The sequence below is a fragment of the Aminobacter sp. J44 genome (assembly GCF_007829415.1).
Classification (GTDB): Bacteria; Pseudomonadota; Alphaproteobacteria; order Rhizobiales; family Rhizobiaceae; genus Aerobium.
This window is the reverse complement of record NZ_VLJG01000004.1, coordinates 1-26,251: the sequence shown is the minus strand read 5'-3', so window position 1 is coordinate 26,251 and position 26,251 is coordinate 1. Positions and strand designations below refer to the sequence as shown.

Genomic DNA, 26,251 nt, shown 5'->3' with positions numbered 1-26,251 from the left:
CGCAGCCATGCTTTCTCCCGTAGTCGATGCAGCAACCGACGTTGTCCTGTCGGTGCGCGACCTGCAGGTCTCTGCCCGTTCGGAGCAGGGACTGGTGCCGCTCGTCGAGGGCCTCAGCTTCGATCTTCATCGGGGCGAGACGCTCGCGATTGCGGGGGAAAGCGGCTCGGGCAAGTCGATCACGTCGCTCGCCTGCATGGGGCTTTTGCCCGCACCCGCCGTCAGGGTGACGGGCGGCTCCATCCGCTTCGGCGATGTGGAACTCACGACCCTGCCCGAGAAGAAGATGCAGGCAATGCGCGGCGCGCGCATCGCCATGATTTTCCAGGAACCGATGACCGCGTTGAACCCGGTCATGTCGATCGGCCGCCAGCTGGTGGAGGCGATCCGCACCCATGAGCAGCTGTCAGTCGCGGAGGCACGCGCCCGTGCGCTGGAGGCAGTGAAGGCCGTGCGCCTTTCGCAGCCGGAAAAGCGGCTCGAGCAATATCCGCATGAGCTCTCGGGCGGCATGCGCCAGCGCGTGATGATCGCTATGGCGATCGCGCTGCGGCCTGCGGTGCTCATCGCCGACGAGCCGACTACCGCGCTGGACGTGACGGTGCAGCGCGAGGTGCTCGACCTTCTGCGCGACCTGCAGAAAGATCTCGGCACCGCCGTCATCCTCATTACCCATGACATGGGCGTCGTCGCCGAGATGGCTGACCGCGTCATCGTCATGCGCAAGGGCCGGATGGTGGAGGCAGCTCCGACGATCGAGCTCTTCGACAATCCGAAGGAACAGTACACCCGCGACCTGCTCGCCGCGGTTCCGCGCATCGGTGCGGGTGCAGCTCGCCCGGAGCTCGACAAGCGCGAGGTGCTGGTCCGCTACGACGATGTTTCGGTCAACTTCCCGATCCGCCAGGGCCTGCTCGGTCGAGTTGCTGCGCGTGTCCATGCGGTCGAACATGTGTCACTCGAAATCTTCCGCGGCGAGACGCTTTCGCTGGTCGGCGAATCCGGCTGCGGCAAGTCGACGATGGCGAAGGCGCTGGTCGGCCTCGTGCCGCACACCGGCCGCATCGAGATCAACGGCCGCGCGCTGGGCGATCTTGATGCGAAGGGGCGCAAGGCGGTCCGCCGCGACCTGCAGATCGTTTTCCAGGATCCGATGGCGGCACTCGACGCGCGCATGACCGTCGGCGAGCTGATCCGCGAGCCGCTGGTGATCCACGGCATTGGCACACCGGAGGAACAGAAGGCGCGCGTCCGCGAACTGCTCGAGCGCGTCGAACTTTCGGTTAGCGTCTACAACCGCTATCCGCACCAGTTCTCCGGCGGCCAGCGGCAGCGCATCTGCATAGCGCGCGCTCTCGCCCTGAAGCCGAAGCTGATCATCTGCGACGAGAGCGTGGCCGCGCTCGACGTGTCAATCCAGGCGAAGGTGCTGGACCTTCTGCGCGACCTGCAGAAGGAAATCGGCGTCACTTATCTCTTCATCAGCCATGACATGGCGGTGGTCGAGAATATCTCGGACCGCGTTGCGGTGATGTATCTCGGCCAGATCGTCGAGATGGGCACGCGCGCGCAGCTGTTCGGCAATCCGCAGCATCCCTATACCAAGCGCCTGCTCGCTGCCGTTCCGGTGCCGGATCCGCGCCGTGAGCGCGAGCCGAGCCTGCGGCTTTCGGGCGAGATCCCGAGCCCGGTGTGGAAGGTCGGCGAGGGCCCGGAGCGCGTCGAGCTGGTCGACATCGGCGGCGGGCACCTCGTCGCGCGCCACTGATCAGACACGGCGCAGCCTGATCCAGGCAGGGGCGTGATCGCTCGCCCCTTCCCTCCCCCGAACGTCACGGTCGACGCCGCCGTCCGCGAGCCGGTCAACAAGATTGCGGCTCAGCAGGAAATGGTCGAGGCGCATGCCGGCGTCGCGCTGCCAGCGCAGGCGCTTGTAGTCCCAGAAGGTGTAGATCTTCTCGTCCGGGTAGAGGTGGCGCAGTGCATCGGTCCAGGTTCGGCCGATGAGCCTGCGAAACGCCGCGCGCGATTCCGGCTGGATCAGCGCGTTATCGTCCATGGATTTGGTCGGGTAGATGTCGAAGTCGGTGGGCACGACATTGAAGTCGCCGGCGAGGATGACCGGAGCGCCCGTCTTGCGAAGCGCTGTCGCGTGTTTTCTTAGCCGCTCCAGCCAGGCAAGCTTGTAGGTGAATTTCGGGCCCGGCTGCGGATTGCCATTCGGCGCGTAGATCGAAGCGATCAGGATACCGGCAACCGCCGCCTCGATGTAGCGCGCGTGCGTGTCGGCGGGATCTCCCGGCAGAGAGGTCCGGGTGACGACCGGTTCTCCCAGCCGCGACAGGATCGCGACGCCGTTCCAGCTCGGCTGGCCGACCCACGCGCAGTCGTAGCCCAGTTTCTTGAGGTCGCCTTCGGGGAAGGCTTCGTCGGCTGCCTTCAACTCTTGCAGGCAGACAATGTCAGGATGGGATTCTTTCACCCACGCCGTCAGGTTCCCCAGCCGGCGGTTGATGCCGTTGATGTTGAAGGTCGCGATCTTCATCCCGCGCCGATGCGCCGCGACCAGTCGCGGACGGCCGCTGCGAACGTCTTCAGGTGGTCTGCAGTGCTGAAACCGGAGATCTTTTTCCGCGGCTTGAGGTCATGGTCGCCATCCTCCAGCCACAGGATCTCGATGGCTTTTGAGAGCTTGTAGGTGGCGACTTCTTCGCGGGTACCGAACGGATCCCGCGTCCCCTGGCAAATCAGCGTAGGCGTTGCGAGATGTTCGAGGTGGGCGGTGCGCAGCTGATTGGGCTTTTCGGGCGGATGGAACGGATAGCCGAGGCAGAGCAGCCCCGCGATCTGGCCAGCCTTTTGCAGTTCGTCCGCGACCATCGAGGCGACCCGACCGCCCATCGACTTGCCCCCGATGATAAGCGGCGTCCGTGTCCCAAGATCTTCGACCGCATGGCGGTATTCGTCCATGACGAGTTCTGCCTTCGGCGGTGGCTTGCGCACGCCGTCGCGCCGAGCGGCCATATAGGCGAACTCGAAGCGGGCAACGCGAAAGCCTTCGGCGGCAAGCGCCTCGGCTGCCGCATTCATGCTCGTCGAGTCCATCGGCGCGCCGGCGCCATGGGCAAGAAGCACAGTCATTTCAGCATCTTCCGGCCCTATGGTGAGGAAATTCATGGCATGCTCCGGTTGTACGTGTGCAACATAGCGCGGCGGCATCTATTATCGAGCCAGCCCCGGTGCGCCACTTGTAACTCGACATTTCTCCCTCATATGATATGGATATCTACTATCAAATGACGGAGGCGGAAATGTCCGTTGCCTTGCAGCACATTGCCCCAGAGACCGAACGGCAGGATTTCTCCAGCCTCGCTGACCGGGCCCGGTTATCGGCGGTGGCGCTCAAGGCCTATCGACGGCTGGCCGACGTGTGGGGCCTTACTGGCCAGCAGGCGGCTGCCCTGCTTGACGTTTCAATCAGCACGTGGGAGCGGATGAAGCAGGAGGCAAAGCCCAAGTCGCTAAGCCAGGACCAGCTGACCCGCATTTCCGCGCTGGTGGGCATCTACAAGGGGCTGCATCTGCTGTTTGCCGACGACATGGCCGATCGCTGGATCAAGCTGGAGAACAAGGCGCCGCTGTTTGCGCGGATGAGTCCGCTCGATTCCATGATCAAGGGCGGCATCCCGCAGATGCTCGACGTGCGCCGCTATGTCGATGCGGTGCGCGGAGGGCTCTGATTGGATATCGACGGCATCCCGGTCGTCACGGAAGCGTTCCCGAAGACGGTCCGGCTGGTCACTACCGCCCGGCTGCGCGAGGCGGTGCTTAAATCCCTCGTCGACAGTGATGACGAACTCGACCTGCTGGCTGAGATCGAGCAGGCGACAAGCACGCGGATGATCGCGCAGGAGCGCGGCATCTCGGACCTCGCCGCCAATGAACTCGTCTACGACGTGCCGCACGCGCACTTCATTAATGCGTCCTTTGCGTATGCCAAGCCGCAACAGCCGAACCGCTTCAACGGACCCAACCGCGGCGCATGGTATGCAGCGCTCGATGTGGAGACGTGCCTGGCGGAAGTCGGCTTCCACCTGACGAACGCCTTGGCGGATGCCGGCGACTTCAACGCCACCGTCGAATATGCCGAGATGTTCTGCAGCCTGGCGGGTGAGTTCCTTGATCTGCGCCAGCGGCCCGACCATCCAGCACTAGGGCTGGACAAGGCGAGCGCCTATCCGGTCGGGAATGCGCTGGCGGCAAAGGCTCGTGCGTCGGGCCTCAATGGCATCATCTATCCATCGGTGAGAAAGCCCGGTGGCATCTGCATCGTCGCGCTGAGGCCTGCGGCCATACAGGCGGTGCGGCAGGGCGCGGTCTACCGGATGACGTGGCGCGGCAGTTCGACGCCGATGATCGTAGGGCCTCTCTGAAGCACGCGGTCAACTTCGGTGACTTGTCCCGTATCGGAACTATAACTTTTGCTCATAAGATCAAAGCAAAATGCAATTTTTGTTCGCGCAGTTTTGGCGCTAAGAGGAACAGGAATTTCCGTCGAAAGCGGCTGTGAAGCCTGCATGGGAGTGTGTTTCGATGAAGATTTTCCTGCTGGGGCAGGCCTGCAATTTCCTCGATGAGATTTATGGCGGCTGGCAGGTGGGTATCTGAGCATACGCGAATTGCATGGATCCCGGTAGGCCAGCCGGGACAATCCATCGGATTGTCGCAAGACTATTTGCGAATGCCCCGCAGCGGCAAGCCGCAAGCCACCCGCAGCGGGTATCCTGATAGTACTCGTGGAACTTCTGCCTGAACCCGCCCGTTCAGGTGGTTCTCCGGGTGCTTGCCGGCGGGACCCTATGAAGGGCCCGCCACCCATAATAAGAAGCCTAACCGTCCGCACTGAACGGCTGTCAGGTTCCCTCGTGGACCTGGCAGTCGTTCAGTCCGTCTTCGAAAGCCTCAATGAAAAAGGGCGGCCGAAGCCGCCCGTTGGTTACCCTAGTTTTTACCCCGGTCAGTTGACCGCGCTCAGAGTGACAGAGGTGCCGGTTGCTGCCGCGTTGAGGCCTATTTGACCAGTCGCGCTGATGGTCTGCAGGTGGACCGAACCTTCGGTCCCGCCTACGAGTACGTTTGCACCCACACCGACACCAGCGGTCGCTTCAACCGTGGCACCCGAATAGAGGCCGGCGAGTGAGCCTTGATGATAGCCGGCAGTTGGGGCAAAGACTGCCCAGATCAAACGTCCTTCGGTGGTGAAGCCGACGTCGATGCCGACCTTGCGGATGGTGCCGACATAGTGCTCGGTCGCGCGGCTGCCGATTGTAGACTGGAAGACGCAGTCGAGTTCCTTCGCGGATCCCAGAACATAGCCTGCGCCACCACCCACGCGGCAATCCAGATAGCCGATCTTCACGCCATCCCGGTCCTGCACCTGCGGGGCTTCGACAACACCGTAGTTCACGAGGTCAGCGGCAGATGCGAGCTGAGGCGCGGCGAACATCGCGGGGAGGATGGCGGCTGCAGCCAGATAGCGTTTCATCATCTTTGTTCTCCTTGGGCATGCACCGGCGCCAAAAATACGCCGGTCGTCCTTGCGCTAACGGACAACATGCGAAAACGATCCGCGTTTGCCGGGCCGCGGATCGTGTCCAGTTGCGGAGTGAGCCTTTAACGCAGGGCCTTCCTGGCGACCATGGCAATCGTCAACCCGCATGCCGCGATCAGCACAAAAAGATAGGGAACCCCGTCCCAGCCCTGCCACTCGGTCCAGAAGGCAAGCAGCGCCGGGCCGCCGAGCTGGCCGATCGAGGAGGCCTGCTGGACGATTCCGAGCGCGAGCGCGAGCTGCTGGTTAGAGGAAAGCAGCCGCGGCATGGTGACGAGGATCGATGAGGGCATTAATGCCGCGAGGCCGAGGCAGAGACCGGCGGCTGTGACGGAGACCTCCACCGGCGACGACGGATGGAAGATTGCGACGCCGCAGACACCGATCGTCGTGAAGACGACCGCGAAGATGCTCCACAGCGGCGCACCCATGCGCAGGATGAAACCCGCTGAAATGTTGCCGATGGCGTTCGCGACCACGGCCAGTGCGGAGACCGTACCGGCAGCCTCCAGCGATAGCCCCATCTTTTCGATGAGGAACGTGGGCAGGAACGTCGTCAGCGCAAAGTACTGGATCGTATACAATGCGAAGGTGAAGGCGAGCAGGACCGGGGTGCCTGCCTTGAACACGGCCGCGATATCGCCAAGCGTAGGGCTCGCGCGTCGCGCGACGGCAACCGCTTCTTTCGGGCGCAATGCGAAGATCAGCACGGCATGCGCCGCGGCAACAATTCCGTTGAGGGTCCACAGCCATCGCCAGTCTCCCTGCATCAGCGCCGGGCCAAGCAGGATCATGACGGCGGCACCGACCGGCATGTAGGCGGCCCAGAAGGCGAAGACGATCTGCTGCGTGCGCGGGGTCACCATGCTGCGCAGCAGCGTCGGACAGGCGATGACGACGCCGAGGAAGCCAATGCCCTCGATGACGCGGCTGGAGATCAAAATGGTCGCGTCAGACGCTGCCGCGCCCATGAAACTGCCGCCGGAAATAAGAAGCAGACCGAAAATGATGACATGGCGCAGGGGAAAATAGGAGAATACGAAACCAGCCGCCATGCCACCGACAACGCCGAGCGCAGCATAGGCGCCAGCTACCCAGGACGCGGCAAACAGGCTCAGCCCCAGGTCCTCGCGCAGGAGCGGAATGGCGATTGCGACCTTGCCAATCTGGAACGCGCCGATGATGCCCGTAATGATGATCAGTACGGACTGCAGCCAATCAGTCTTGTCTCGCACGTCCCCTCCCCGTCGGCGCAGTGACTTAAACAGGCCTTGGAAGAACAGACCTGGGTGGACGTTGCTTCCGGCATGCCCAGCGGATCATACCGGGGCAGCTGTAACTGGCAAGCGCATTGTATACAAGAAGGTCGGATGCAAGGGACATCCACAGGGCAGACAGTTTGTCGCCCTGTTTTTTGCACTGCAACCCGGGCATAAGCGCTGCAATAAAAGGAGTCGCTAAATGTTCCGAGTTCTGTTGTCCCTCGTCGTCCTGGTTCTGGCCGTCGTTGCTGCCGCTACCGGGATCTCGTCCATCGGTTTCGTGCCGACGCTGACGCTGGCGGCAATCTGCTTTACCGCCATCATGTTCGTGATCCTGATCAGGATCACAATGGCCTGAGGGTAGCGGGGCGGCTGCCGTCAGGCAGCCGCGACGCGATTGCGGCCGCCGTTTTTCGCGACATAGAGGGCGTTGTCGGCGGCATTGATCAGATACTGATAATCCGGGTGGCCCTCGAAGGCCGCTACGCCAACAGAAATCGTCACCGGAATAGCCGGGCGGTCGATCACGGTAGCTGCCTTTTCTTCAACACGGGCGCGAATACGCTCGCCGATGACGAACGCCTGTTCCTCCGTTGCCTCGACCAGAACGATCAAGAACTCCTCTCCGCCGTAGCGGAACACGAAGTCGCTCGGGCGTACCGTGTTGAGGAGGATCTCCGCCACGTGGCTGAGCACGGAGTCGCCGGCCTGGTGGCCGTGAACATCATTAATCGTTTTGAAGTGGTCGATGTCGATCATCAGGACGCTGAGCGGCTGGTTCTCTCGCTTGGCGAGACCAACCTCGCGTCCGAGCACCGAGGGCAGGAAGCGGCGATTGAGGGTACGTGTAAGCGGATCGCGGCCGTTTTCCACATTGGACGCGGCGTTGAACAGGTCGTTGAGGTGATACTTGATCTCTTCGATCCGCACCTGCAGCGCAGCAACGCCGGCCGGCCGGTCGTCGCTGACCTTGCTCAGCACCTCGTCATCGATCGTGTGCATCAGGTTCTGGATGGCGTCGAGCTGCGGCGCTCCCTGGAACAGGATCGCACCGCGGTGGCGAACCCACAGGCCGAACGGCGAGTTGGCTAGCTTCGTCACCTCGCCGCAGTCGTTGCTGAAGAGGTTGAACAGCACCTGCTGGCTCCACTCCATCAGAGCGGCGCGTTGAGTTTCGCGCTCGAGATGGACGTCCTGGCCAAGCGAGAACAGGCGGAACGCCTCGTCGGTCTGAATGCGGCGGCTCGTGTCGGACAGGAATGCCGCCGACATGTGACGCATCGCATAGTCGATCAATTCGTCGAGCAGGATGATCGCCTCTGCGATGGAGCGGCGGTCGATGTCCAACTCGGCGATCTTGATCGCAATCTCGCTCTTCAGCAGCGTCATGCCTTCCATCACCAGATGGTTTGGAATCTTCAGACGTGCGTGGACCTCACCGACCTTGACCTGGCGGGCGTCGAACTCCGTCATGTCCCCCATCGGGTCGACGCTGACGAGTTCGATCAGCCAGTTTCGCAGCGATTTGTGAAGGCGGTTCGTGACGACCGAGTGGTTGAGGAATGCCTTGCCTTCCTCATGGGCGAGGAAGCTGTCGTAGAATTTCCCGACCAGCTCGTCGAGGTTCTCCTTGACGATGCGAGCAAGTCGCTCTGACCCTGCTGCGCGGCTTTCATCCGAAATATGTTTCCAGAAATTCATACCCGGTCGATACGCGTTGGTCATGAAATCGCTCGTCAGTTCCCCAAAGGCAGCTCCCTACTCCCTTGCGGGACACCAATCAAGCGATCGAAACCACTGTAGTTATACCATCTGGTACTAGTTTTGCATCGGCTCCGATGGCACTTGAAATAGCCGTGGTCTTTGAGCGAGATCAAGGCCGTACGACGGCGATTGACTTCGCCTTAGAAAGATATGCAAGATAACAAACAGCAATCGGTATCGTTTGCTGGGTATTCTGGGAGGAACTCATGAACAAGATAATCGGCCGCCTTGCGGCTGCGGCAATGCTCACGACCATGATGAGCGGCATGGCGCTGGCCGACATTACCATTGGCGTGACGGTTTCGTCGACCGGTTCCGGTGCGGCGCTCGGCATTCCGCTCAAGAACTCGGTCGAGCTGTGGCCGAGCGAGATCGACGGCGAGAAGCTTAACGTGATCGTGCTGGATGACGCTGGTGATCCGTCCATCGCCACGACCAACGCACGCCGCTTCGCCAATGACGACAAGGTGGACGTCATTGTCGGCTCGGCGCTGACCCCGGGCTCGATCGCGATCTCGAATGTCGCCAACGAAGTCGGCATCCCACACCTCGCCTGCTCGCCGATTCCGCCTAATGTCGCGGCAACGAAGTACACCTTCGTCATGCCGCAGGACGCCGGCCTGATCGCTCGCAACCTGTTCAAGAAGATGCAGGCCGATGGCGTGAAGAAGGTCGGCTATATCGGCTTCTCCGACTCCTACGGTGACCTCTGGGTCAACCAGTTCAAGGCGATCGGCGCCGAGTACGGTCTCGAACTGATTGCGGAGGAGCGCTATGCGCGCCCGGACACGTCGGTTTCGGGCCAGGTGCTCAAGCTGGTCGCGGCTCAGCCGGACGCGATCTTCGTCGGCGCATCGGGCACCGGTGCGGCGCTGCCGCAGCTGGCGCTGCGCGAGCGCGGCTTTGAAGGCACGATCTACCAGACGCACGGCGCGGTGACTTTCGACTTCCTGCGCATTGCTGGCGAGGCCGCCAAGAACACCGTGTTCGCCTCGGGTCCGGTAATGGTTGCTGAGCTGCAGGACGACTCCTCCGAAACCAAGGAAGAAGGCGTCGCCTATGTGACTGCCTATGAGGCCAAGTTCGGCGCGGGCACCCGCACTCAGTTCGGTGCACACGTCCATGACGCGATGGCTGTCCTCAAGCGCGCGATCCCGATCGCGAAGCAGAAGGCGCAGCCGGGCACCCAGGAGTTCCGTGATGCTCTGCGCGACGCGATCGAGAGCGGCGGCCCCTTCCCGGCCAGCCAGGGCGTGTTCGAGTTCAGCGCCGACAACCACTTCGGTCTCGACGACCGCGCAGTCGTGCTGCTCTCGGCCTCGCCGAAGAACGACGGCAGCTTCGATCTCATCAAATAATCAAAGCTGCGTTGATGCAGAAAGGCCCGGATCACCCCGGGCCTTTTTTCATTTGGCATTATCCTGATGAAGGAACGAGGCGGGCTCAGTGCCCGCCGCCGAGATAGCTTTCGACCAGTTCCGGATCAGCAGCCATTTGGGCTGCCTTGCCCGAACGGCGTACCTCGCCCAGCTCGACGAGATAGGCTTCGTCGGAGATTTCGAGCGCCGCACGCGCGTTTTGCTCGACCAGCAGGATCGAAACACCCGTTGAGCGCAATTCCGAGACGATTCCGAGGATTTCAGCGACGATCTTCGGCGCAAGGCCAAGGCTCGGTTCATCGAGGAGCAGCAGCTTGGGCCGGCTCATCAGCGCGCGACCGAGCGCCAGCATCTGCCGCTCGCCTCCCGAAAGCGTGCCGGCAATCTGCGTGCGGCGTTCCTTGAGGCGGGGGAAGCGCTTGTAGACATCCTCCAGCGTTTCCCTGCGCTCGTCTGCCGTGCGCAGGAAGCCGCCGAGTGCAAGGTTGTCTTCAACGGACATTGTCGTGAACAGCTCGCGCCGCTCGGGCACGAGGCACATGCCGGCTTGCACGCGTCCTTCCACCGAATGCGGCACCGGAGTGCCGCGATAGAGGATGGTGCCGCTGCTCGGGATCACGCCCATGGTGGCGTTGAGCAGTGTCGTCTTGCCGGCGCCATTGGCGCCGATAACGGAGACGATCGAGCCAGATGCCACTTCCAGCGAGATGCCGTGGACGACCTCGGCACGGCCGTAAGAAACGCGGATGTCCTTCAGCTGCAGGAGCGGGGCGGTCATGCGACACCTCCGAGATAGGCTGCAATCACGGCGGGATCGTTTCGCACCTGATGCGGATCGCCCCTTGCGATCACGGTGCCGAAATCGAGCACSACCAGCCGGTCGACGAGTTCCATGACGAAGCTCATGTCGTGCTCGACGAGCAGGATCGCGACGCCTTCGGAGCGCAGCTTACGCAGCAGTTCGGCAAGCTGCTGCTTCTCGCCGTGGCGCAGGCCAGCAGCCGGTTCATCGAGCAGCACCAGGTTTGGATCGAGGGCGAGAGCTCGTGCAATCTCGAGGATGCGCAGCTGACCGAGCGGAAGGTCGCCGGCAGGGCGGTCGCGCACCTCGGAAAGGCCGACGCGCTCAAGCTGACGGTCGGCTTCGGCGAGAAGCTTGGCCTCTTCGCCGCGCTCAAGATGCAGGAAGCTGCGCAGCACGCCTGCGCTGCCGCGCAGGTGTGCGCCAAGGGCCGCGTTCTCCAGCGCCGTCATGTCAGGGAAGATCTTGGCGTGCTGGAAGGTGCGGGCGATGCCCTGCCGCGCGACATCGCCGGGGCGATGCACGCCTGCCGGACGGCCGCTGATGCGGATCTGGCCGGTGCTGAGGCTTGTAACCCCGGTGATGAGGTCGAAGGTCGTGCTCTTGCCAGCGCCGTTCGGGCCGATCAAGCCGATGATCTCGCCGGCTCCGATCTCGAAGCTGACGTCGTTGACGGCAACAAGCCCACCAAACTGCTTGCGCGCCTTTTCGAGCGTGACAAGCGGCGTGCCGGGCGCCGGCATGTCCCGCTTCGGCAGGCTTTCGGTACCGGGCTGTGCCTTCGGCTTCGGAGCACTCGCCGGCAAGAGGCGCAGCACGAAGGACCAGAGGCCGTCGCGGGCGAACTGCAACATCATCACCAGCAGGATGCCGAAGAACACCGCCTCGAAGTTGCCGCTGTGGCCGACCAGCCAGGGCAGGTAGCGCTGAAGGAGTTCCTTGAGGGCAAGGACGATACCGGCGCCGAAGATCGCGCCCCAGATGTGCCCGGCGCCGCCGAGGACTGCCATCAGCAGGTACTCGATGCCCATGTTGAGACCGAATGGGGTCGGGTTCACCGTGCGCTGCAGGTGGGCGTAGAGCCAGCCTGACAGCGAGGCGGCGATGGCTGCGAAGATGAAGACCGTAAGCTTTGCCCGCGCTGTGTTGACGCCGAAGGCTTCTGCTGCCGCCGAGCCGCCACGAAGAGCGCGGATGCCGCGTCCGACGCGGGAGTCCAGCAGGTTGCGCGCGCCAAAAGCAAAGATCAGCACGAACGCCCAGATCACGTAGTACATCGACGTGGTGTCGAGGAAGCGATAGCCCGCGATCTGCAGCGGCGGGATGCCGGTGATGCCATCGTAGCGGCCGAGGAAGTCGAGCTGCCCGAACAGGTAGTAGATGGCGATGCCCCATGCGATGGTGCCGAGCGGCAGGTAGTGGCCCGACAGTCGCATGGTGATGAGGCCGAGGGGCAGCGCGATCAGCGCGCCGACCGCGAGCGATACCGGCAGCGTCAGCCACGGCGAAAGTCCGTAGCTCGTCGTCAGCAGCGCCGTCGTATAGGCGCCGAAGCCGCAGAAGGCAGCCTGGCCGAACGAGGTGAGACCGCCGACGCCAGTGAGCAGGACGAGGCCGATTGCCACCAGCGAGGCAAGGCCGACATTGTCCATCAGCGTGATGATGAATGGCGGCACGGGCAGCAGCGGAATTACCGCCAGCAGGACAATCGCGACCAGCCCCGGGAGCGTGATGTTCAGACCCTTCATGTCATTCATCCTCATGCGGATCGGTGGTCAGCGAGCGCCAGATCAGCACCGGAATGAGCAGCGAGAAAACGATGATCTCCTTGAAGTTGCTGGCGAAGAACGAGGCGAACGCCTCGACGAGCCCGACGCCGATCGCCGCCACCGCCGTGACCGGGAAGCTGGAAAGGCCGCCGATGATCGCTGCGACGAAACCCTTGAGGCCGATGAGGAAGCCGGTGTCGTAGTAGATCGTCGTGATCGGCGCGATCAGGACTCCTGAGATGGCGCCGATGGTCGAGGCAAGGACGAAGGCCGTTCCGCCGGTGAGGTTCGTGCGCACGCCGACGAGACGGGCACCGAGCCGGTTTACGGCAGTGGCGCGCAGCGCTTTGCCGAGGATGGTGCGCTCGAAGAAGATGTAGAGTCCGACCATCGCCGCGATCGTCGCGCCATAGATCCAGAGACTCTGCGCCGGGATTGGAAGGAAGCCGAGGGAGAAGCTGCCACGCATCAGAGGCTGGGCGCGCAGGCCCTCAGCGCCGAAGGCGAACAGGCCAAGGCCCATCATGGCAAGGTGCACGCCGACCGAGGTGATCAGGAGCACGAGCACTGACGCGTTCGCCAGCGGCCGGAAGGCAACGCGGTAAATGTAGAGCCCCATCGGCGCGATGATCAGGATCGCAAGCAGCGCGCGCACAATCGGCCCCGGCTGCATCGGCAGCACCGTGACCACAAGTCCGTAAACGATGGCGGGAAGCACGAGGTTCACCAGCGCGCTGGTGATGAGGTGCTGCGGTCGAAAGCTTTGCCGGAATGAGGCAAGGTCGAAGACAAACGCGGCAATGCCGAGCCCCATCAGCAGCGGCAACGTCCCGGGGATCCGGCCGACGTCAAGCACGGCCAAAGTCAGCGCCCCGTAGGCGACGAACTCCCCTTGCGGAATGAAGATGACGCGCGTCACTGCAAATACGAGGACGAGCGAGAGCCCCAGCAGCGCATAGATCGCACCACTGGTCACGCCATCCTGTATCAGGAACGCGAGGATTGTACTGTCCACGCTGTGCCTCCCCTTGGCCGGTCCATCCCCCACCGGCGGAATTGTAACGTTTTATAACAATCTTGATTTGCCCTGCCAATGCAAGGCAGAATTTCCAGAAGTTTGCTGCCACCTTCCACAATTCACGTTTGTGGCTCTGGCAATCGAATGCCGTCGGTTATGCAGCACGATAGTCTTCCCGGATCATGTCGGCCGCCTTTTCGGCTATCATTACCACGGGTGATGCGGTGTTGCCCGAAGTTATCTTCGGCATGATCGAGGCATCGACGATGCGCAACCCGCCGAGTCCGCGCAGCCTGAGGCGCGGATCCACGACCGCCTCGTTATCTACGCCCATCCGGCAGGTGCCGACCGGGTGGAAGATGGTGGTTGCGATGTTGCCGATTACCTGCAGCAGTTCGTCATCCCTGTCGATGGACAGTCCCGGCAGCACTTCTTCGGGATTGAAACGCGCGAGCGCCTTCGCCGTCATGATGCGCCGCGCCTGTCGGACCGATGCAAGCGCTACGTCCTTGTCGCGCTGGGCAGACAGGTAGTTCAGTTTGATTAGCGGCTGTTCGGCCGGCGCCGCAGTCTGCGCATGAACGCTGCCACGGCTTTCTGGCCGCAGGTTGCACACCGACACGGTGATCGCAGGATAGCGATGCAGCGGATCGCCGAGCCGGTCCGTCGAGAGCGGCTGAACGTGATATTCGAGATCGGGCGTTTCGAGCGCCGGATCGGACTTGGTGAACATGCCGAACTGGCTAGGGGCCATCGACATCGGGCCGGCGCGCATCAACGCATAGTGCAAGCCGATGCGTGCCTTCCCAAGTGGGCTGTTGAACAGCGTGTTGAGGGTCAGCGTGCCGTTGACCTTGTACACGGTGCGGATCTGCAGATGGTCCTGCAGGTTTTCGCCGACCTCCGGGCTTTCGTGGACAACCTCGACGCCGATTGACTGGATGACGTCCGGGCGGCCAATGCCCGACAGCTCCAGCAGCTTCGGCGAGTTGATCGCGCCTGCACAGAGGATGACTTCTGCATTCGCCCTCGCCTCATTGATCGTATCGCCGACGCGAAAGCGCACGCCAAATACACGCCGGCCGTCGAGCAGCAGTCGCTCGGTCAGTGCATTGGTGATGAGCCGCAGGTTCGGACGCTTCAACGCCGGACGGAGGAAGCCCTTGGCAGTGTTCCAGCGGATGCCCTTGTTCTGGTTGACCTCGAAGAAGCCGGAGCCTTCGTTGTTGCCGTCGTTGAAATCGGAGCGCGGCATGATGCCGAACTCCTTCGCACCTTCCTGCACGGCTTCCAGAATGTCCCAGCGCAGGCGCTGCTTGGTCACCTTCCACTCACCACCTGTGCCGTGGAATTGGTTCTTGCCGGCATGGTGGTCTTCGGAGCGGATGAAATAGGGAAGAACGTCATCCCAGCCCCAGCCGACATTTCCCATCTGGCGCCAGCCGTCATAATCCGCCGCCTGACCGCGCATGTAGATCATGCCGTTGACGGAGGAGCAGCCGCCGAGGACCTTGCCGCGCGGATAGACCAGCGACCGGCCGTTGAGGCCGGGCTCAGACGCCGTCTTCATCAGCCAGTCAGTGCGCGGGTTCCCGATGCAGTAGAGATAGCCAACCGGGATATGAACCCAGTGGTAGTTGTCGGATCCTCCGGCCTCGAGCAGGAGAACCCGGGTGCGCCCGTCGGCCGTCAGCCGGTTCGCGAGCACGCATCCTGCCGTGCCCGCGCCAACGATGATGAAGTCGTAGCTCTCCTCCGCCGACATGCCTTCCTCCCAAGCTTGTCAGCTCAAAGGCTGACCGGTTCCGCACCATTGTCAACCGGGGAGGAATAGCTTTCCGGCCTGGCCCGCCGATTGAGCAGTGAGACACTTCCAATTCCGCTCGTCGCTGGTAGAAGACGTCAAACCGCCACAAGATTTATATTTCTGCTGCGCGCTTGCGCAGGAACGCCGGTACCGAATGCGTCGCTTCCCGAGCCTTTCCGCCCGACAGTATCTGAAGGCCCTTGGGCCGGGTGCAGCCGTGCCGTTGCGCGAAGGTGTTCGTGCAGGGATTGGCGCGCTGATCGGCATTGCGGCGACCGTGGGGCTCGCGATGCTGCTCTCCGGCGACATGTGGCTCGGCGTCTACCTGGTCGCGCCGTTTGGCTCGAGTTCGGTGCTCCTGTTTGCTGCGCCGAACAGCCCGCTGGCCCAGCCCTGGCCGGCGATCCTCGGTAATACCGTCTCGGCGCTGACGGCGATTGCCGTTTGTCATCTGGTACCGGAGCACGCTTTGAGCGTGCCGCTGGCGGTTGCTGCCGCGATCGTGACGATGGCGATCTGCCGCGCGACTCATCCGCCCGGCGGTGCCGTGGCAATGATGGTAGCAATCGGCGCTGAGAAGATCCTGCCGCTCGGCTTCGGCTATGCATTCGTGCCCGTCGCACTAGGCACGCTCGTTCTCGTTTGCATTGCGGCGATCTATGCGCCGCTGACCGGCCGCCGCTATCCGCTTCGCCAGTTCAACGAGGCAAACAAGGTCGGCACACATGATCCAGCACCACAAGCGCGGCTGGGTCTCAGTGAAGAGGAGCTTGCCGAAATTCTCGCCCGCTACCGGCAGTCGTTGAATCTCGGCGTCGAGGATCTTGCGCGGCTGGTTGCGGAGATGAAGGCCGCAAGCCACCGGATCAAGCCGCAGCGCGCGGCCGACATCATGTCGCGTGACCTCGTGACGGTGAGCCCGGATACCTCGCTGCAAAAGATCGCCGAAATCTTCATGGAACGCGGGTTCACATCCCTGCCGGTGGTAGAGAACGGGCACTACCGCGGCGTGATCTTCCAGCTCGACCTGATCGAGGGAGCGATGGGCAGGAAGGTGCAGACCAATGGCAAGTCGGGGTTCTTGCCGGCCTGGGCGCAGCGCAAGCGCGCCGTGTGTGCCGCAGAAATAATGAAGACGCCGCGCCCGGTGCATGCCGACGCGCCGGTTGCAGCCCTGCTACCGCTGCTTGCTGGTGATCGCGACGATGCGGTTCCGGTACTAGATGGCGAGCAGATCGTCGGTATCGTCACGCAGACTGACCTGATCTCAGCGCTCGCGCGCCAGGGTCTGCAGGCGGCCTGACGGGTCTAGCCCTCGGCCTTCATGGTGCGTGCTACCTCAATTAGCTTCTCGCGATCCGTACCGTATTTCGCGACGAGATCTTTCGCCTGCAGCGGCGATAAATCTGAGTTCTCGACGAGATAGCGAACCAGTTCTTCGTTCGCGGTGTGCGGATGCATCCACTCGTTGTTGTCGTTCATGGCGTGCTCCTTTGACCGACAACCCCTAAGGGGGATGGCAGTTCCCCTTCGTTGGCTAGTTGGGAATATTGACCGGCACAGCAACGATCGTCTTGCCGGTGTCGTCGGACATGCCGACGTGGAAGATGCCGACAATGCTCGCTGCAATGAGGGCGATGACGGCGAGCGTGCCAATGCCTTTGCCAAGGCGTGAGTTTTCTTTCTCCATGGCCGGGTAACCTTCTCGTCCGCAGGTTGTTCCAAGCCCTTCGTTAGCTGGTCGCAGAAGGAAGGAGGCAGCCGCGGCCCCCTCCCCTCTTCTCGCCTCTCCTCCCCTCCCCTACTGGATCAGCCTTCCGGCGGGAGGATGACCGTGTCGATGACGTGGATGACGCCGTTGCTGGCGGCGATGTCCGTCGCCGTCACATTGGCATCGTTCACCTTGACGCTGTTGCCTTCGACCTCAATGTCGACCGACTTGCCGTTGACGGTCTTGGCTTCGTCGAGGCCGACGACGTCAGATGCCATCACTTTGCCTGAAACGACGTGATAGGTGAGGATCGCTGCCAACTTGTCCTTGTTCTCGGGCTTCAGCAGATCCTCGACAGTTCCGGCAGGGAGCTTGGCAAAAGCAGCGTCGGTCGGCGCGAAAACGGTGAAAGGCCCCTCCTCTTTCAGGGTTTCCACGAGGCCTGCGGCATCCAGCGCCGCGGCGAGCGTCTTGAAGTCGCCAGCTGCGACAGCGGTGTCGACGATGTCCTTGTCCTGCGCTTGGGCAGGAAGGACGTAGGCCAGGCCGATAAGGGCGGCGGCGATTGGGGACTTCATGTTCATGTCAGTGCTCCTTTGCTGATGGGGCGCTCCCGAGGTCTTTCATCTGGAGCAAAAAGATTTTCGCTCAATTCACGTTGTCGTGACATTCGAGAGGTTTCTCTTGAGAAGAAAAGACGCTTTCCTACATTGTCGCTGAGCGAAAGGAGATTTGTTGCGTGCTTTCCGAGACCCTGACATCAGAGCTTGAACGCTACCGGATCGGCCCCCGCATCCGCACGCTTAGACTCAAGAAGAAGATGGGGCTCGTGCAGCTCGGCGAGCACACCGGAATGTCGCCGGCGATGTTGTCGAAGATCGAGCGCGGTCAGCTTTTTCCAACACTACCGACACTGACGCGCATCGCGCTGGTTTTCGGCGTCGAGCTCAATCACTTCTTCAGCCGCAGCGGCCCGCGCGTGGCAGTGACACGGCATTCCGAACGGCTGAAGCTGCCGATCCCTGCGAACGCGCCTGATCCCAGCTATCTGTTTGAGAGCCTCAACTTCCCCCTCACCGATCGCAAGATGGAAGCGTTCGTCGCTGAATTTCCGGTCGGTGCTCCTGAAACCGATCCGCACCAGCACGGTTCGGAAGAAATCCTCTATGTGATCGCTGGAACGATCGCGGTTACCGTAGATGGCGAGGAGCACGAGTTGGAGGCGGGCGACTCCATCTCGTTCGATTCCTCCATGCCCCATTGGTACCGTCGCATAGGCGATGGTCCATGCACCGCACTCGTCGTTACTGTAGCCTGAGCGGCATCCACTTCTTCATCTTATTCTCCCGGCCACGAACTGCGGAACAACTCCGCCGTCTCCCTGTTCGTGTTTGGGGGCGCGAAAGGACGACAAGATGACAAGTGAAGATACCGACCGCGTGTGGGAACTGATGCAAAAGATCGGCTTCTGCATGCTTTCAACACGCGAAGGCGAAGACATTCGCTCCCGCCCAATGGCGGCGCACGTTGATCGGGACGCCAACGCGATCTATTTCCTGACGGACGTGAAGAGCCACAAGGACGACGAGATTGAGGCTGAGCCGCACGTCGCGCTCGCCTTCGCCGATGCGGGTGATCAGAAATACGTCGCCGTCACCGGCATCGCGCATGTGTCCAACGACCGCGAGAAGATACGGGAACTTTGGTCAACTCCGGCCAAGGCTTGGTGGGACAGTCCGGAAGATCCTGACATCAGGGTGCTGAAGGTCTCACCGAAAGATGCCCAGTACTGGGACAGCCCCGGCACTGTCGTCAGCTACGTGAAATTGTTCGCCGCGGCAGTCGGAGCAGGGCGGCCCGACGTAGGCGACAATGCCAAGGTCAAGCTTGGCGCTGGCTGGCTCAGACAGCCGGGCGAGGGTTCCTGAGCGCTACGGTTCCTGTTCCTAAAGATGCAAGACTCTGCAGACATTTCACGCTAACCTCCCCTCACCCTAACCGGGTAGCATGAGGGGGAACGGTTGGCGCTGCTTATTGAGGAAAGGCAGAAAAGAAGCCTGGGCGACCTGATCAGGGCCCCTATCGCAGCCATATGGCTCGCTGTCATCATGCTCGCAGGCATTTCGATCCTCGGCGCGCTGATGATCTGGCAGAGCTACAATGCCGCGATCGAACTAAGTGAAGCGCGCGCCAAGTCTTCGGCGCAGGTGGTTGCCGCTCACATGGAGTGGCTGATGGAGGCGAGCGATCAGGCGCTGCGCCGTATCGATGCCGTCATTGGCCCGGATCCGATACGGGCCTCTCCCGGAACGATTGCCAATCTGCGCGACGCCGTCTCCGACCTTCCGGATGGATTCCAGTATTCCGTTTACGACGAGACCGGGCAGCTGCGAATGTCGAGCATGGCGGAAGCGATTGGCATCGACGTTTCCGATCGCGAGTACTTCCAGCACCTTCGCGACGGGGCCGCCTTTTTCATCTCAGCGCAGCTAGAGGAGCGGCTGAGCGGCGAGCAAGTTTTCGTCGTCGCCCGGCGCATCTCACGCGATGGCGAGTTTCACGGAGCGGCCAGCATTGCGATCCCCACGCGGACCATGGGTGAATATTGGGCAACGATGGACCTCGGCCCCGATTCCTCAGTCGCGATCGTCCGTCCCGACGGCTGGATTGTCGCGCGCTACCCGCAGCTGCCGCAAGCAATCAATCTAGGCACCTCGCGCCTGTTCACGGAGCTTGTGGGAGGAGACGCCGGCTTCTATCACAGCACGTCCTCGGCAACGGATGGCATCCCGCGTGTTGTGGGTTTTCGAAAGGTGGCAAGCTGGCCGCTGATTGCCACGACCGGAATCGCGAAGTCTGAGGCTCTCCGCTTCTTCTGGTCGAGCCTGCGGATCGGGCTGGCCGTCGGTCTGCCCATGCTCGGCTTGCTTGTACTCGGCGTTGGCTGGATCATCCATCTGTTGCGCGCGGACGCAGCACGCAGCAAGCAGCTCGTCCAGGCGCTCGAGCACAATGAGTTCCTGCTGCGCGAGATTCATCACCGCGTGAAAAACAATCTTCAGGCCGTATCTTCACTCATCCGGCTGCAGCCGATGCCGAAGGATAGCAAGGACGATCTTGCGCGTCGCATCGGCGCCATGGTGGCGGTGCACGAGCAAATCTACGGGAACGACCAGTTCGACCGGCTCGACCTTGCGCGCTATCTTGAACGGCTGGTCAATGAGGTCGCTGCCGGATTTCCCGGCGCCGTTGATGTGGCGACCTCGTTTGAGCCGATTAGTATCTCGCGCGACCGCGCCTTGCCCGTGGGACTCTTCCTCAATGAGGTGGTTTCCAACGCGTTCAAGCATGCGTTCCGGGAGCGCGAGACAGGGCGGCTTGAGGTCAAACTGACCAGCGAAGGCGACGGCGCGAAGCTCACCGTCGTTGATGACGGTGACGGCTACGACACCAGTGGCGACCGGAAGGGCATGGGAAGGCGGCTCATTGACGGCTTCGTTGCGCAACTTGATGGTTCACTCGAGGTCGTTGCAGACGGCGGCACCAGGGTCGTCCTCACCTTCCCCACCGATTGAGTTCGGCCACGCGCCCTTCCCCAGCGAATGGAGCGCGTTTACAACGTTTTGTGGCACTTGAAACGGCGCTGGGGACCAATTAGCTCAAGCTCGCCGGGGGGCTATGCCATGCATTGGTTCCGGGCACTCTGGAGTAGTTGTACGTGTACAACTCCCCTTCCTGACGGCGGGGCTGCTGCCTCCGGCAGCAAGCTCCACAGGTCGACTTGCGCGGGGTGGTGAGCGTGTTGGAGCGCGCCATTTCGCAGATGAAAACAGTTCAGGTGTTTGAATGACCACTGAAATCAAAGAGCCCGAAACGCTATCATTTGAAGCGGACGTCGCGCGTCTCCTGCACATGATGGTCCACTCCGTCTATTCGGATCGGGACGTCTTTCTGCGCGAGTTGATTTCCAACGCAGCCGATGCCTGCGAGAAGCTGCGCTACGAGGCGATAGCCCGGCCCGAATTGCTCGCTGACGATCCGAAGCTTGGCATCACGGTCGTTGCGAATCCGGACACGAAGGTGCTGGCCATCGAGGATAACGGCATCGGCATGAGCCGCGCTGACCTTGTAGAGGCACTCGGCACGATCGCACGTTCCGGCACCAAGGCGTTCATGGAGCGGATTGAAGCGGCAAAGGCCGGCGAGGGCGCTGAACTGATTGGCCAGTTCGGCGTCGGCTTCTATTCGGCATTCATGGTGGCGGAGAAAGTCGAGGTCTTTACCCGCCTCGCCGGCGCCCAGGAAGCCTGGCGCTGGACGTCGGACGGCAAGGGTTCCTATGAAGTGGCACAGGTTGCACTCGATGAGGCGCCTACCCGCGGCACACGTGTCGTCCTCCACCTCATGGAGGACGCCAAGGAATATACGCAGCCGTACCAGCTCGAGCGGCTGATCAAGAACCAGTCCGGCCACGTTCCCGTCCCGATTTCGCTGATCGACAAGCCGGACGGCGAAAAACGCGAAGTGGCAGACGGCAGCGCCCTGTGGGTGCGTTCGAAAACCGAGGTAAAGCCGGAGGAATACACCGACTTCTATAAGAGCGTTTCCGGCAATTTCGACGAACCTGCCGCGACGATCCATTTCCGCGCCGAGGGCCGGCAGGAATACAATGTCCTCGCCTTTATCCCGAGCATGCGGCCGTTCGACCTGTTCGATCCCGACCGCAAGGGCCGCATGAAGTTGTACGTGCGCCGCGTCTTCATCACCGACGAGGCCGACATCCTGCCGCGCTACCTGCGCTTCGTGCGCGGTCTTGTGGACTCGGCAGATCTGCCGCTCAACTTGTCGCGCGAGATGATCCAGGAGAGCCCCCTGCTCGCTGCGATCCGCAAGGGCGTGACCAACCGCATCCTCGGCGACCTTGCCAAGATGGCCGAGAACGACGCGGATACCTTCACGAAGATCTGGGAAAACTTCGGCGCGGTCATCAAGGAAGGCCTCTACGAAGATTGGGATCGCAAGGAGCAGCTGCTGAAGCTCTCGCGCTTCCACACCACGACGTCAGGGGACGGCTGGCGCAGTCTTGCCGATTACGTCGGCGGGATGAAGGAAGGCCAGAAGGCCATCTACTATATGACCGGCGACGACCGCGCGCGGCTTGAATCTTCGCCGCAGCTTGAGGGCTTCAAGGCGCGTGGTATCGAGGTGCTGCTGCTGACAGATCCGGTCGACAGTTTTTGGGTCTCGACGGCGCCTTTCTTCGAGGGCAAGCCGTTCAAATCGGTGACGCAGGGCACGGCTGATCTCAAGGACATCCCGCTGCCCGACAGCGATGAAAAGCCGAAGGAAGAAATGACGCCGGAGATGGCAACCTTCATCGCCTTCATGAAGTCGACGCTGGGCGATGCCGTCATCGACGTCCGTGCCTCCGACCGCCTCACGGAAAGCGCAGTCTGTCTGGTGGCGCCGGAGCACGGACCGGACCGGCAGATCGAGCGGCTGCTGAGTGCTGCCGGTCGTCTGGAAACCGCCTCCAAGCCGATACTCGAGATCAACCCGCGCAACGAGCGCATCCGCAAGCTGGCGGCGCAGGGCGAAGGCGACCTCGCATTCCGTCAGGACGTGGCACACCTGCTCTTCGATGAAGCGCGCATACTCGACGGCGACAAGCCGGTCGATCCACGCGCGTTCTCGGAGAGGCTGGCGCGGGTGGTTGCACGCGGATTCGGCGCGTAACACGTCCCCAAGGGTTGATTGACCAAAGGCCGGGAGAGAAATTCCCGGCCTTCGCTTATTCGGAGTAGGGGAGGGGACGTTGTACGTGTACAACGAGCTCGTATTCGCGACCGTTTCCATGGATGAATCTCTGCCCTTAGCGCGAAATTGGCGTTAACTTTCCGTTAACGAAAAAGGGTTTGCCCCAGGGGCAGAATCACCGCATCTTCATCTGCGCATTTTCTAGAATTTTCGCAAAAAAAGCGCGGATCGAAGTTGGCATGTTGGATATGACAAATTTCGCGGAGGCAAGCCCGCCAAATCTGCGGAAGATGATCGCCTCGGACGCCGCTGAGTTGTCGCGGCAGCTGCAGGCGCACCAGCAGCGCATCTTCCCGCCGACCGCGCAGAAGAGCATGCGCCTGTTCACGCCAAGTGAGGCTGCAAGCTTCATCGGTATCCACGAAGGCTATCTGCGCCAGATCGTGGSGGACGGGCACGGGCCCCAGCCGCAGGCCAATGGCCGCCGTCTCTATTCGGTTGATGACATCAACGCTATCCGCCAGGTGCTCGACGCCGGCGGCATGCGTAAATATGTGCGTCACCGTATGCCGGGGGAAAAGCTGCAGGTCGTTTCGGTGATGAACTTCAAGGGCGGCAGCGCCAAGACGACGACATCGGCGCACCTTGCCCAGTACCTGGCGCTGCGCGGCTACCGCGTGCTGGCGATCGACCTCGATCCGCAGGCGAGCCTTTCGGCAATGTTCGGCCACCAACCTGAGCTCGACGTCGCGCCCGGCGACACCATCTACGGCGCGCTGCGCTATGGACCCCAGCGCCGCAGCATCACCGAGATCGTCCGCGCGACCTACACGCCCGGCCTGCACGTCATTCCCGGTAATCTCGAACTGCAGGAATTCGAGCACGAGACGGCAAAGGTTCTCGCCGACCGTGCACAGGAAACGATCTTCTTCAGCCGGCTTGGCGAGGCGCTGTCGGCCATCGAAAGCGCCTACGACATCGTCGTGATCGACTGTCCGCCGCAGCTCGGTTTCCTGACCCTGTCGGCGCTCTGCGCGGCAACCGCTGTGCTGATCACCGTGCATCCTCAGATGCTCGACGTGATGTCGATGTCGCAGTTCCTGCACATGACCTCCGACCTCCTGGCGGTGGTGGAGGATGCGGGCGGCGATACCGACTACGACTGGATGCGCTACCTGATCACGCGCTTCGAGCCAAACGACGGGCCGCAGACGCAGATGGCCGGCTTTATGCGCTCGATCTTCGGCAACCGCGTGCTCGAGAACGCCATGCTGAAGTCGACCGCAATTTCGGATGCGGGGCTGACCAAGCAGACGCTTTACGAAGTGGACCGCTCACAGTTCACGCGCGGCACCTATGACCGCGCCCTGGAGTCGCTGACGAAGGTCAACGAGGAGATCGAAGACCTGATCCGCAAGACCTGGAAACGGAAGTAGAGATGGCGCGCAAGCACCTTTTCGAGATCGCCAACACCGACCCGGCACCGGCCGAGGTGCAGCAGCCGCAGCCGCGCCAGCTGGAGCGGCCTTTGCTTGGGCTTAACCTTACGCCGTCGACGCCGGTCGGCGCGATCTCGCAGTCGCTTGAAGCAATCAATTCGCGTGCCACGCGGGCCGAGGAAATCGAACGAAAGCTGAGCCAGGGGCATGTCGTGGTCGAGCTCGATCCGGCGACGATCGACAGCGCCATCGTCGTCGATCGCCTTGGCGTCGATCCGGCGCAGCAGGACGCGCTGGTGCAGCAAATCCGTGAGAACGGCCAGCTGGTCCCGATCCTCGTGCGCCCGCACCCGACGGAGGCCGGCCGCTACCAGCTTGCTTATGGTCACCGTCGTCTCTCCGCGGTGCGAAAGCTGGGCCTGCAGGTCAAGGCAGTTGTACGCGAGCTCAGCGATGAGGAGCTCGTCGTCAGCCAGGGCCAGGAAAACAACAGCCGCCAGGACCTGAGCTACATCGAACGCTGCTATTTTGCGCTGCGACTGGAGGAGAGGGGCTTTTCGCGCGACGTGATCATGGCGGCGCTCGGCGTCGACAAGGCGGCGCTCTCGCGCATGATCGCCCTGGTCAAGCGGGTGCCGGCTGACATCATCGAGGCCATCGGCTCGGCTCCGTCGATCGGCCGGCAGCGTTGGGCCGAGCTTGCCGACATGCTTGAGGACCGCGCGAAGCGCGGCCGCGTCGGCAAGCTGATTGGCGACAGTGAATTTTCCTCGATGTCGAGCGACGAGCGCTTCAACGCCGTCCACAAGCTGCTCGCCACCGTGAAGGCGCGGGCGGTTCCGGCCAGCTGGACTGCGCCGGACGGCACGAAGCCGGTCTCGATATCGGAAAATGACAGGCGGCTTGTCCTCACATTCGACAAGCGCGTGAACCCGCAATTTGGAGCATTCATCCAGCAGCGCCTGCAGGCGCTCTACGATGAATTCCGTGAAACTGGTTTGAAGGAGCAGTAGCCGGCAAAAGAAAAGGCCCCCGAAACGTCACCGCCGCGGAAGCCTTCTCAGATCGTGTAGCAACACTGAGAATCGCAAATCCACGAATCGCTGTCAAGAGTCCTGGTGGCTCGGTGCGTCGTTTTGGCGAGCAGGTTTCTTTTGCCTCAACGTAGGTGAGGGAAAGATGCAGACGCATTTGGCAACGACGCCGTTCGGGCGGCGGTCGCTGTCGCTCGGCATGCTTGCAGCGCAAATGGCGGCAAAGGACGTCGCCAGCACTKCCAGYGTGCAAAAGTGGCAGGTTTTCAGGGATATTAAGGAAGCGCGCAATGCGATTGGAGCAACCGACAGGGGACTCGCGATCTTGGACGCGCTGCTGTCGTTTCACCCCGACGCGGAGCTTTCCGGCGCGAGCCAGCTGGTCGTGTGGCCGTCGAATGAGCAGCTCATTGCGCGTGCCAACGGCATGTCGCCGGCAACGCTGCGCCGGCATCTCGCCAACCTCGTCGAGTGCGGCCTGATCATCCGCCGCGACAGCCCGAACGGCAAGCGCTTTGCCCGGAAAGGGGAGGGGGGCTCAATCGAGCAGGCCTACGGCTTTGACCTGTCGCCGCTGGTTGCCCGTGCCGCAGAGTTCAAGGAGCTCGCCGAACAGACGCGCGCCGAGCGTCGCGCCGTACGAGTGGCACGTGAAAAGATCACCATCATTCGCCGCGACATCGTCAAGATGATCGAGACCGGCATTGAGGAAGGCGTACCCGGCAACTGGGGCAGGATCCAGCTTGCCTACCAGGAGATCATCTCGCGCCTGCCGCGTACGGCCGCCCTCGAGACCCTCGAAGCGATCTCCGCTGAGCTCGACGCGCTTTGGCAGGACATCCGCGACGCATTGGAATCCTTCATTAATTCGCAGAATCTGAACGCCAATGAGTCTCAA

General features: G+C 62.1%; 25 protein-coding genes. 13 read left to right on the top strand and 12 right to left on the bottom strand.

The window, feature by feature from the left end; translation table 11 throughout:
- Positions 1–7: 7 nt before the first annotated feature.
- A complete protein-coding gene (locus L610_RS02225; protein WP_246658895.1) occupies positions 8–1,768 on the top strand; it encodes an ABC transporter ATP-binding protein in 1,761 nt (586 codons plus the stop codon).
- On the opposite strand, the gene xth is transcribed toward L610_RS02225, so the two are convergent.
- Both xth and L610_RS02215 read right to left on the bottom strand, forming a co-directional pair.
- Positions 1,769–2,545: an exodeoxyribonuclease III gene (gene xth / locus L610_RS02220; protein WP_144702075.1), complete on the bottom strand. Its 777-nt coding sequence runs from the start codon at positions 2,543–2,545 to the stop codon at positions 1,769–1,771.
- Complete coding sequence (locus L610_RS02215) at positions 2,542–3,177, bottom strand: alpha/beta family hydrolase (RefSeq protein WP_144702072.1); 636 nt, start codon at positions 3,175–3,177, stop codon at positions 2,542–2,544. The genes xth and L610_RS02215 overlap by 4 nt, the downstream gene beginning before the upstream one ends.
- A 134-nt stretch (positions 3,178–3,311) precedes the next feature.
- Here L610_RS02215 and L610_RS02210 point away from each other — a divergent pair, with 134 nt between their 5' ends.
- Together L610_RS02210 and L610_RS02205 are read left to right on the top strand one after the other, a co-directional pair.
- A complete protein-coding gene (locus tag L610_RS02210) occupies positions 3,312–3,740 on the top strand; it encodes an antitoxin Xre-like helix-turn-helix domain-containing protein (RefSeq protein WP_144702069.1) in 429 nt (142 codons plus the stop codon).
- A complete protein-coding gene (locus L610_RS02205; protein ID WP_144702066.1) occupies positions 3,741–4,433 on the top strand; it encodes an RES family NAD+ phosphorylase in 693 nt (230 codons plus the stop codon). It abuts the gene before it with no gap.
- A gap of 584 nt (positions 4,434–5,017) precedes the next feature.
- Here the strand turns inward: L610_RS02205 and L610_RS02200 are convergent.
- Together L610_RS02200 and L610_RS02195 are read right to left on the bottom strand one after the other, a co-directional pair.
- Positions 5,018–5,545, bottom strand: a complete 528-nt coding sequence (locus L610_RS02200) for a DUF992 domain-containing protein (protein WP_144702253.1) — start codon at positions 5,543–5,545, stop codon at positions 5,018–5,020.
- Positions 5,546–5,673: 128 nt separating this feature from the next.
- Entirely contained in the window at positions 5,674–6,846 is a 1,173-nt protein-coding gene (locus L610_RS02195) for a CynX/NimT family MFS transporter (protein WP_186441285.1), read from the bottom strand.
- Between the two features lie 226 nt (positions 6,847–7,072).
- On the opposite strand from L610_RS02195, the gene L610_RS20110 reads away from it, so the two are divergent.
- Positions 7,073–7,231 carry a hypothetical protein gene (locus L610_RS20110; RefSeq protein ID WP_156941764.1) on the top strand — a complete coding sequence of 53 codons (159 nt, stop codon included), beginning with the start codon at positions 7,073–7,075 and terminating at the stop codon, positions 7,229–7,231.
- Positions 7,232–7,251: 20 nt separating this feature from the next.
- On the opposite strand, the gene L610_RS02190 is transcribed toward L610_RS20110, so the two are convergent.
- The gene (locus L610_RS02190; protein ID WP_144702061.1) at positions 7,252–8,598 is read right to left on the bottom strand and encodes a GGDEF domain-containing protein; all 1,347 of its coding nucleotides are present in this window, start codon (positions 8,596–8,598) and stop codon (positions 7,252–7,254) included.
- 245 nt (positions 8,599–8,843) lie between these two features.
- Here L610_RS02190 and L610_RS02185 point away from each other — a divergent pair, with 245 nt between their 5' ends.
- Positions 8,844–9,995 (top strand): ABC transporter substrate-binding protein, encoded by a 1,152-nt coding sequence (locus L610_RS02185; protein ID WP_024848899.1) that lies wholly within the window; start codon positions 8,844–8,846, stop codon positions 9,993–9,995.
- 85 nt (positions 9,996–10,080) lie between these two features.
- On the opposite strand, the gene L610_RS02180 is transcribed toward L610_RS02185, so the two are convergent.
- The 4 genes from L610_RS02180 to L610_RS02165 all read right to left on the bottom strand — a co-directional run bounded on the left by L610_RS02180 (position 10,081) and on the right by L610_RS02165 (position 15,370).
- Positions 10,081–10,794 (bottom strand): ABC transporter ATP-binding protein, encoded by a 714-nt coding sequence (locus L610_RS02180; protein ID WP_024848900.1) that lies wholly within the window; start codon positions 10,792–10,794, stop codon positions 10,081–10,083.
- Complete coding sequence (locus L610_RS02175) at positions 10,791–12,566, bottom strand: ATP-binding cassette domain-containing protein (protein WP_024848901.1); 1,776 nt, start codon at positions 12,564–12,566, stop codon at positions 10,791–10,793. The genes L610_RS02180 and L610_RS02175 overlap by 4 nt, the downstream gene beginning before the upstream one ends.
- A 1-nt stretch (position 12,567) precedes the next feature.
- Positions 12,568–13,602 carry a branched-chain amino acid ABC transporter permease gene (locus tag L610_RS02170; protein WP_024848902.1) on the bottom strand — a complete coding sequence of 345 codons (1,035 nt, stop codon included), beginning with the start codon at positions 13,600–13,602 and terminating at the stop codon, positions 12,568–12,570.
- A gap of 157 nt (positions 13,603–13,759) precedes the next feature.
- A complete protein-coding gene (locus tag L610_RS02165) occupies positions 13,760–15,370 on the bottom strand; it encodes a GMC family oxidoreductase (RefSeq protein ID WP_144702058.1) in 1,611 nt (536 codons plus the stop codon).
- A 196-nt stretch (positions 15,371–15,566) separates the two neighbouring features.
- Here L610_RS02165 and L610_RS02160 point away from each other — a divergent pair, with 196 nt between their 5' ends.
- Positions 15,567–16,715: an HPP family protein gene (locus L610_RS02160; protein WP_144702055.1), complete on the top strand. Its 1,149-nt coding sequence runs from the start codon at positions 15,567–15,569 to the stop codon at positions 16,713–16,715.
- 5 nt (positions 16,716–16,720) lie between these two features.
- On the opposite strand, the gene L610_RS20105 is transcribed toward L610_RS02160, so the two are convergent.
- The 3 genes from L610_RS20105 to L610_RS02155 all read right to left on the bottom strand — a co-directional run bounded on the left by L610_RS20105 (position 16,721) and on the right by L610_RS02155 (position 17,707).
- Positions 16,721–16,894, bottom strand: a complete 174-nt coding sequence (locus tag L610_RS20105) for a hypothetical protein (RefSeq protein WP_186441283.1) — start codon at positions 16,892–16,894, stop codon at positions 16,721–16,723.
- Positions 16,895–16,949: 55 nt separating this feature from the next.
- Positions 16,950–17,102: a hypothetical protein gene (locus tag L610_RS20100; RefSeq protein WP_156941765.1), complete on the bottom strand. Its 153-nt coding sequence runs from the start codon at positions 17,100–17,102 to the stop codon at positions 16,950–16,952.
- A 119-nt stretch (positions 17,103–17,221) separates the two neighbouring features.
- Positions 17,222–17,707, bottom strand: a complete 486-nt coding sequence (locus L610_RS02155; protein WP_024848905.1) for a fasciclin domain-containing protein — start codon at positions 17,705–17,707, stop codon at positions 17,222–17,224.
- Positions 17,708–17,862: 155 nt separating this feature from the next.
- Between L610_RS02155 and L610_RS02150 the strand changes: the two genes are divergently transcribed.
- The 7 genes from L610_RS02150 to repC all read left to right on the top strand — a co-directional run.
- Entirely contained in the window at positions 17,863–18,441 is a 579-nt protein-coding gene (locus tag L610_RS02150; RefSeq protein ID WP_024848906.1) for a helix-turn-helix domain-containing protein, read from the top strand.
- 97 nt (positions 18,442–18,538) lie between these two features.
- Positions 18,539–19,051: a pyridoxamine 5'-phosphate oxidase family protein gene (locus L610_RS02145; RefSeq protein WP_024848907.1), complete on the top strand. Its 513-nt coding sequence runs from the start codon at positions 18,539–18,541 to the stop codon at positions 19,049–19,051.
- A gap of 180 nt (positions 19,052–19,231) precedes the next feature.
- The gene (locus tag L610_RS02140; RefSeq protein WP_144702052.1) at positions 19,232–20,698 is read left to right on the top strand and encodes a sensor histidine kinase; all 1,467 of its coding nucleotides are present in this window, start codon (positions 19,232–19,234) and stop codon (positions 20,696–20,698) included.
- Positions 20,699–20,969: 271 nt separating this feature from the next.
- A complete protein-coding gene (gene htpG, locus L610_RS02135; protein WP_144702049.1) occupies positions 20,970–22,859 on the top strand; it encodes a molecular chaperone HtpG in 1,890 nt (629 codons plus the stop codon).
- A 269-nt stretch (positions 22,860–23,128) separates the two neighbouring features.
- Positions 23,129–24,316: a plasmid partitioning protein RepA gene (repA, locus tag L610_RS02130; protein ID WP_371712935.1), complete on the top strand. Its 1,188-nt coding sequence runs from the start codon at positions 23,129–23,131 to the stop codon at positions 24,314–24,316.
- 2 nt (positions 24,317–24,318) lie between these two features.
- Positions 24,319–25,332 carry a plasmid partitioning protein RepB gene (gene repB / locus L610_RS02125; protein ID WP_144702043.1) on the top strand — a complete coding sequence of 338 codons (1,014 nt, stop codon included), beginning with the start codon at positions 24,319–24,321 and terminating at the stop codon, positions 25,330–25,332.
- Positions 25,333–25,498: 166 nt separating this feature from the next.
- A partial coding sequence (gene repC / locus L610_RS02120; RefSeq protein WP_144702040.1) for a plasmid replication protein RepC occupies positions 25,499–26,251 on the top strand: 753 nt, incomplete at its 3' end.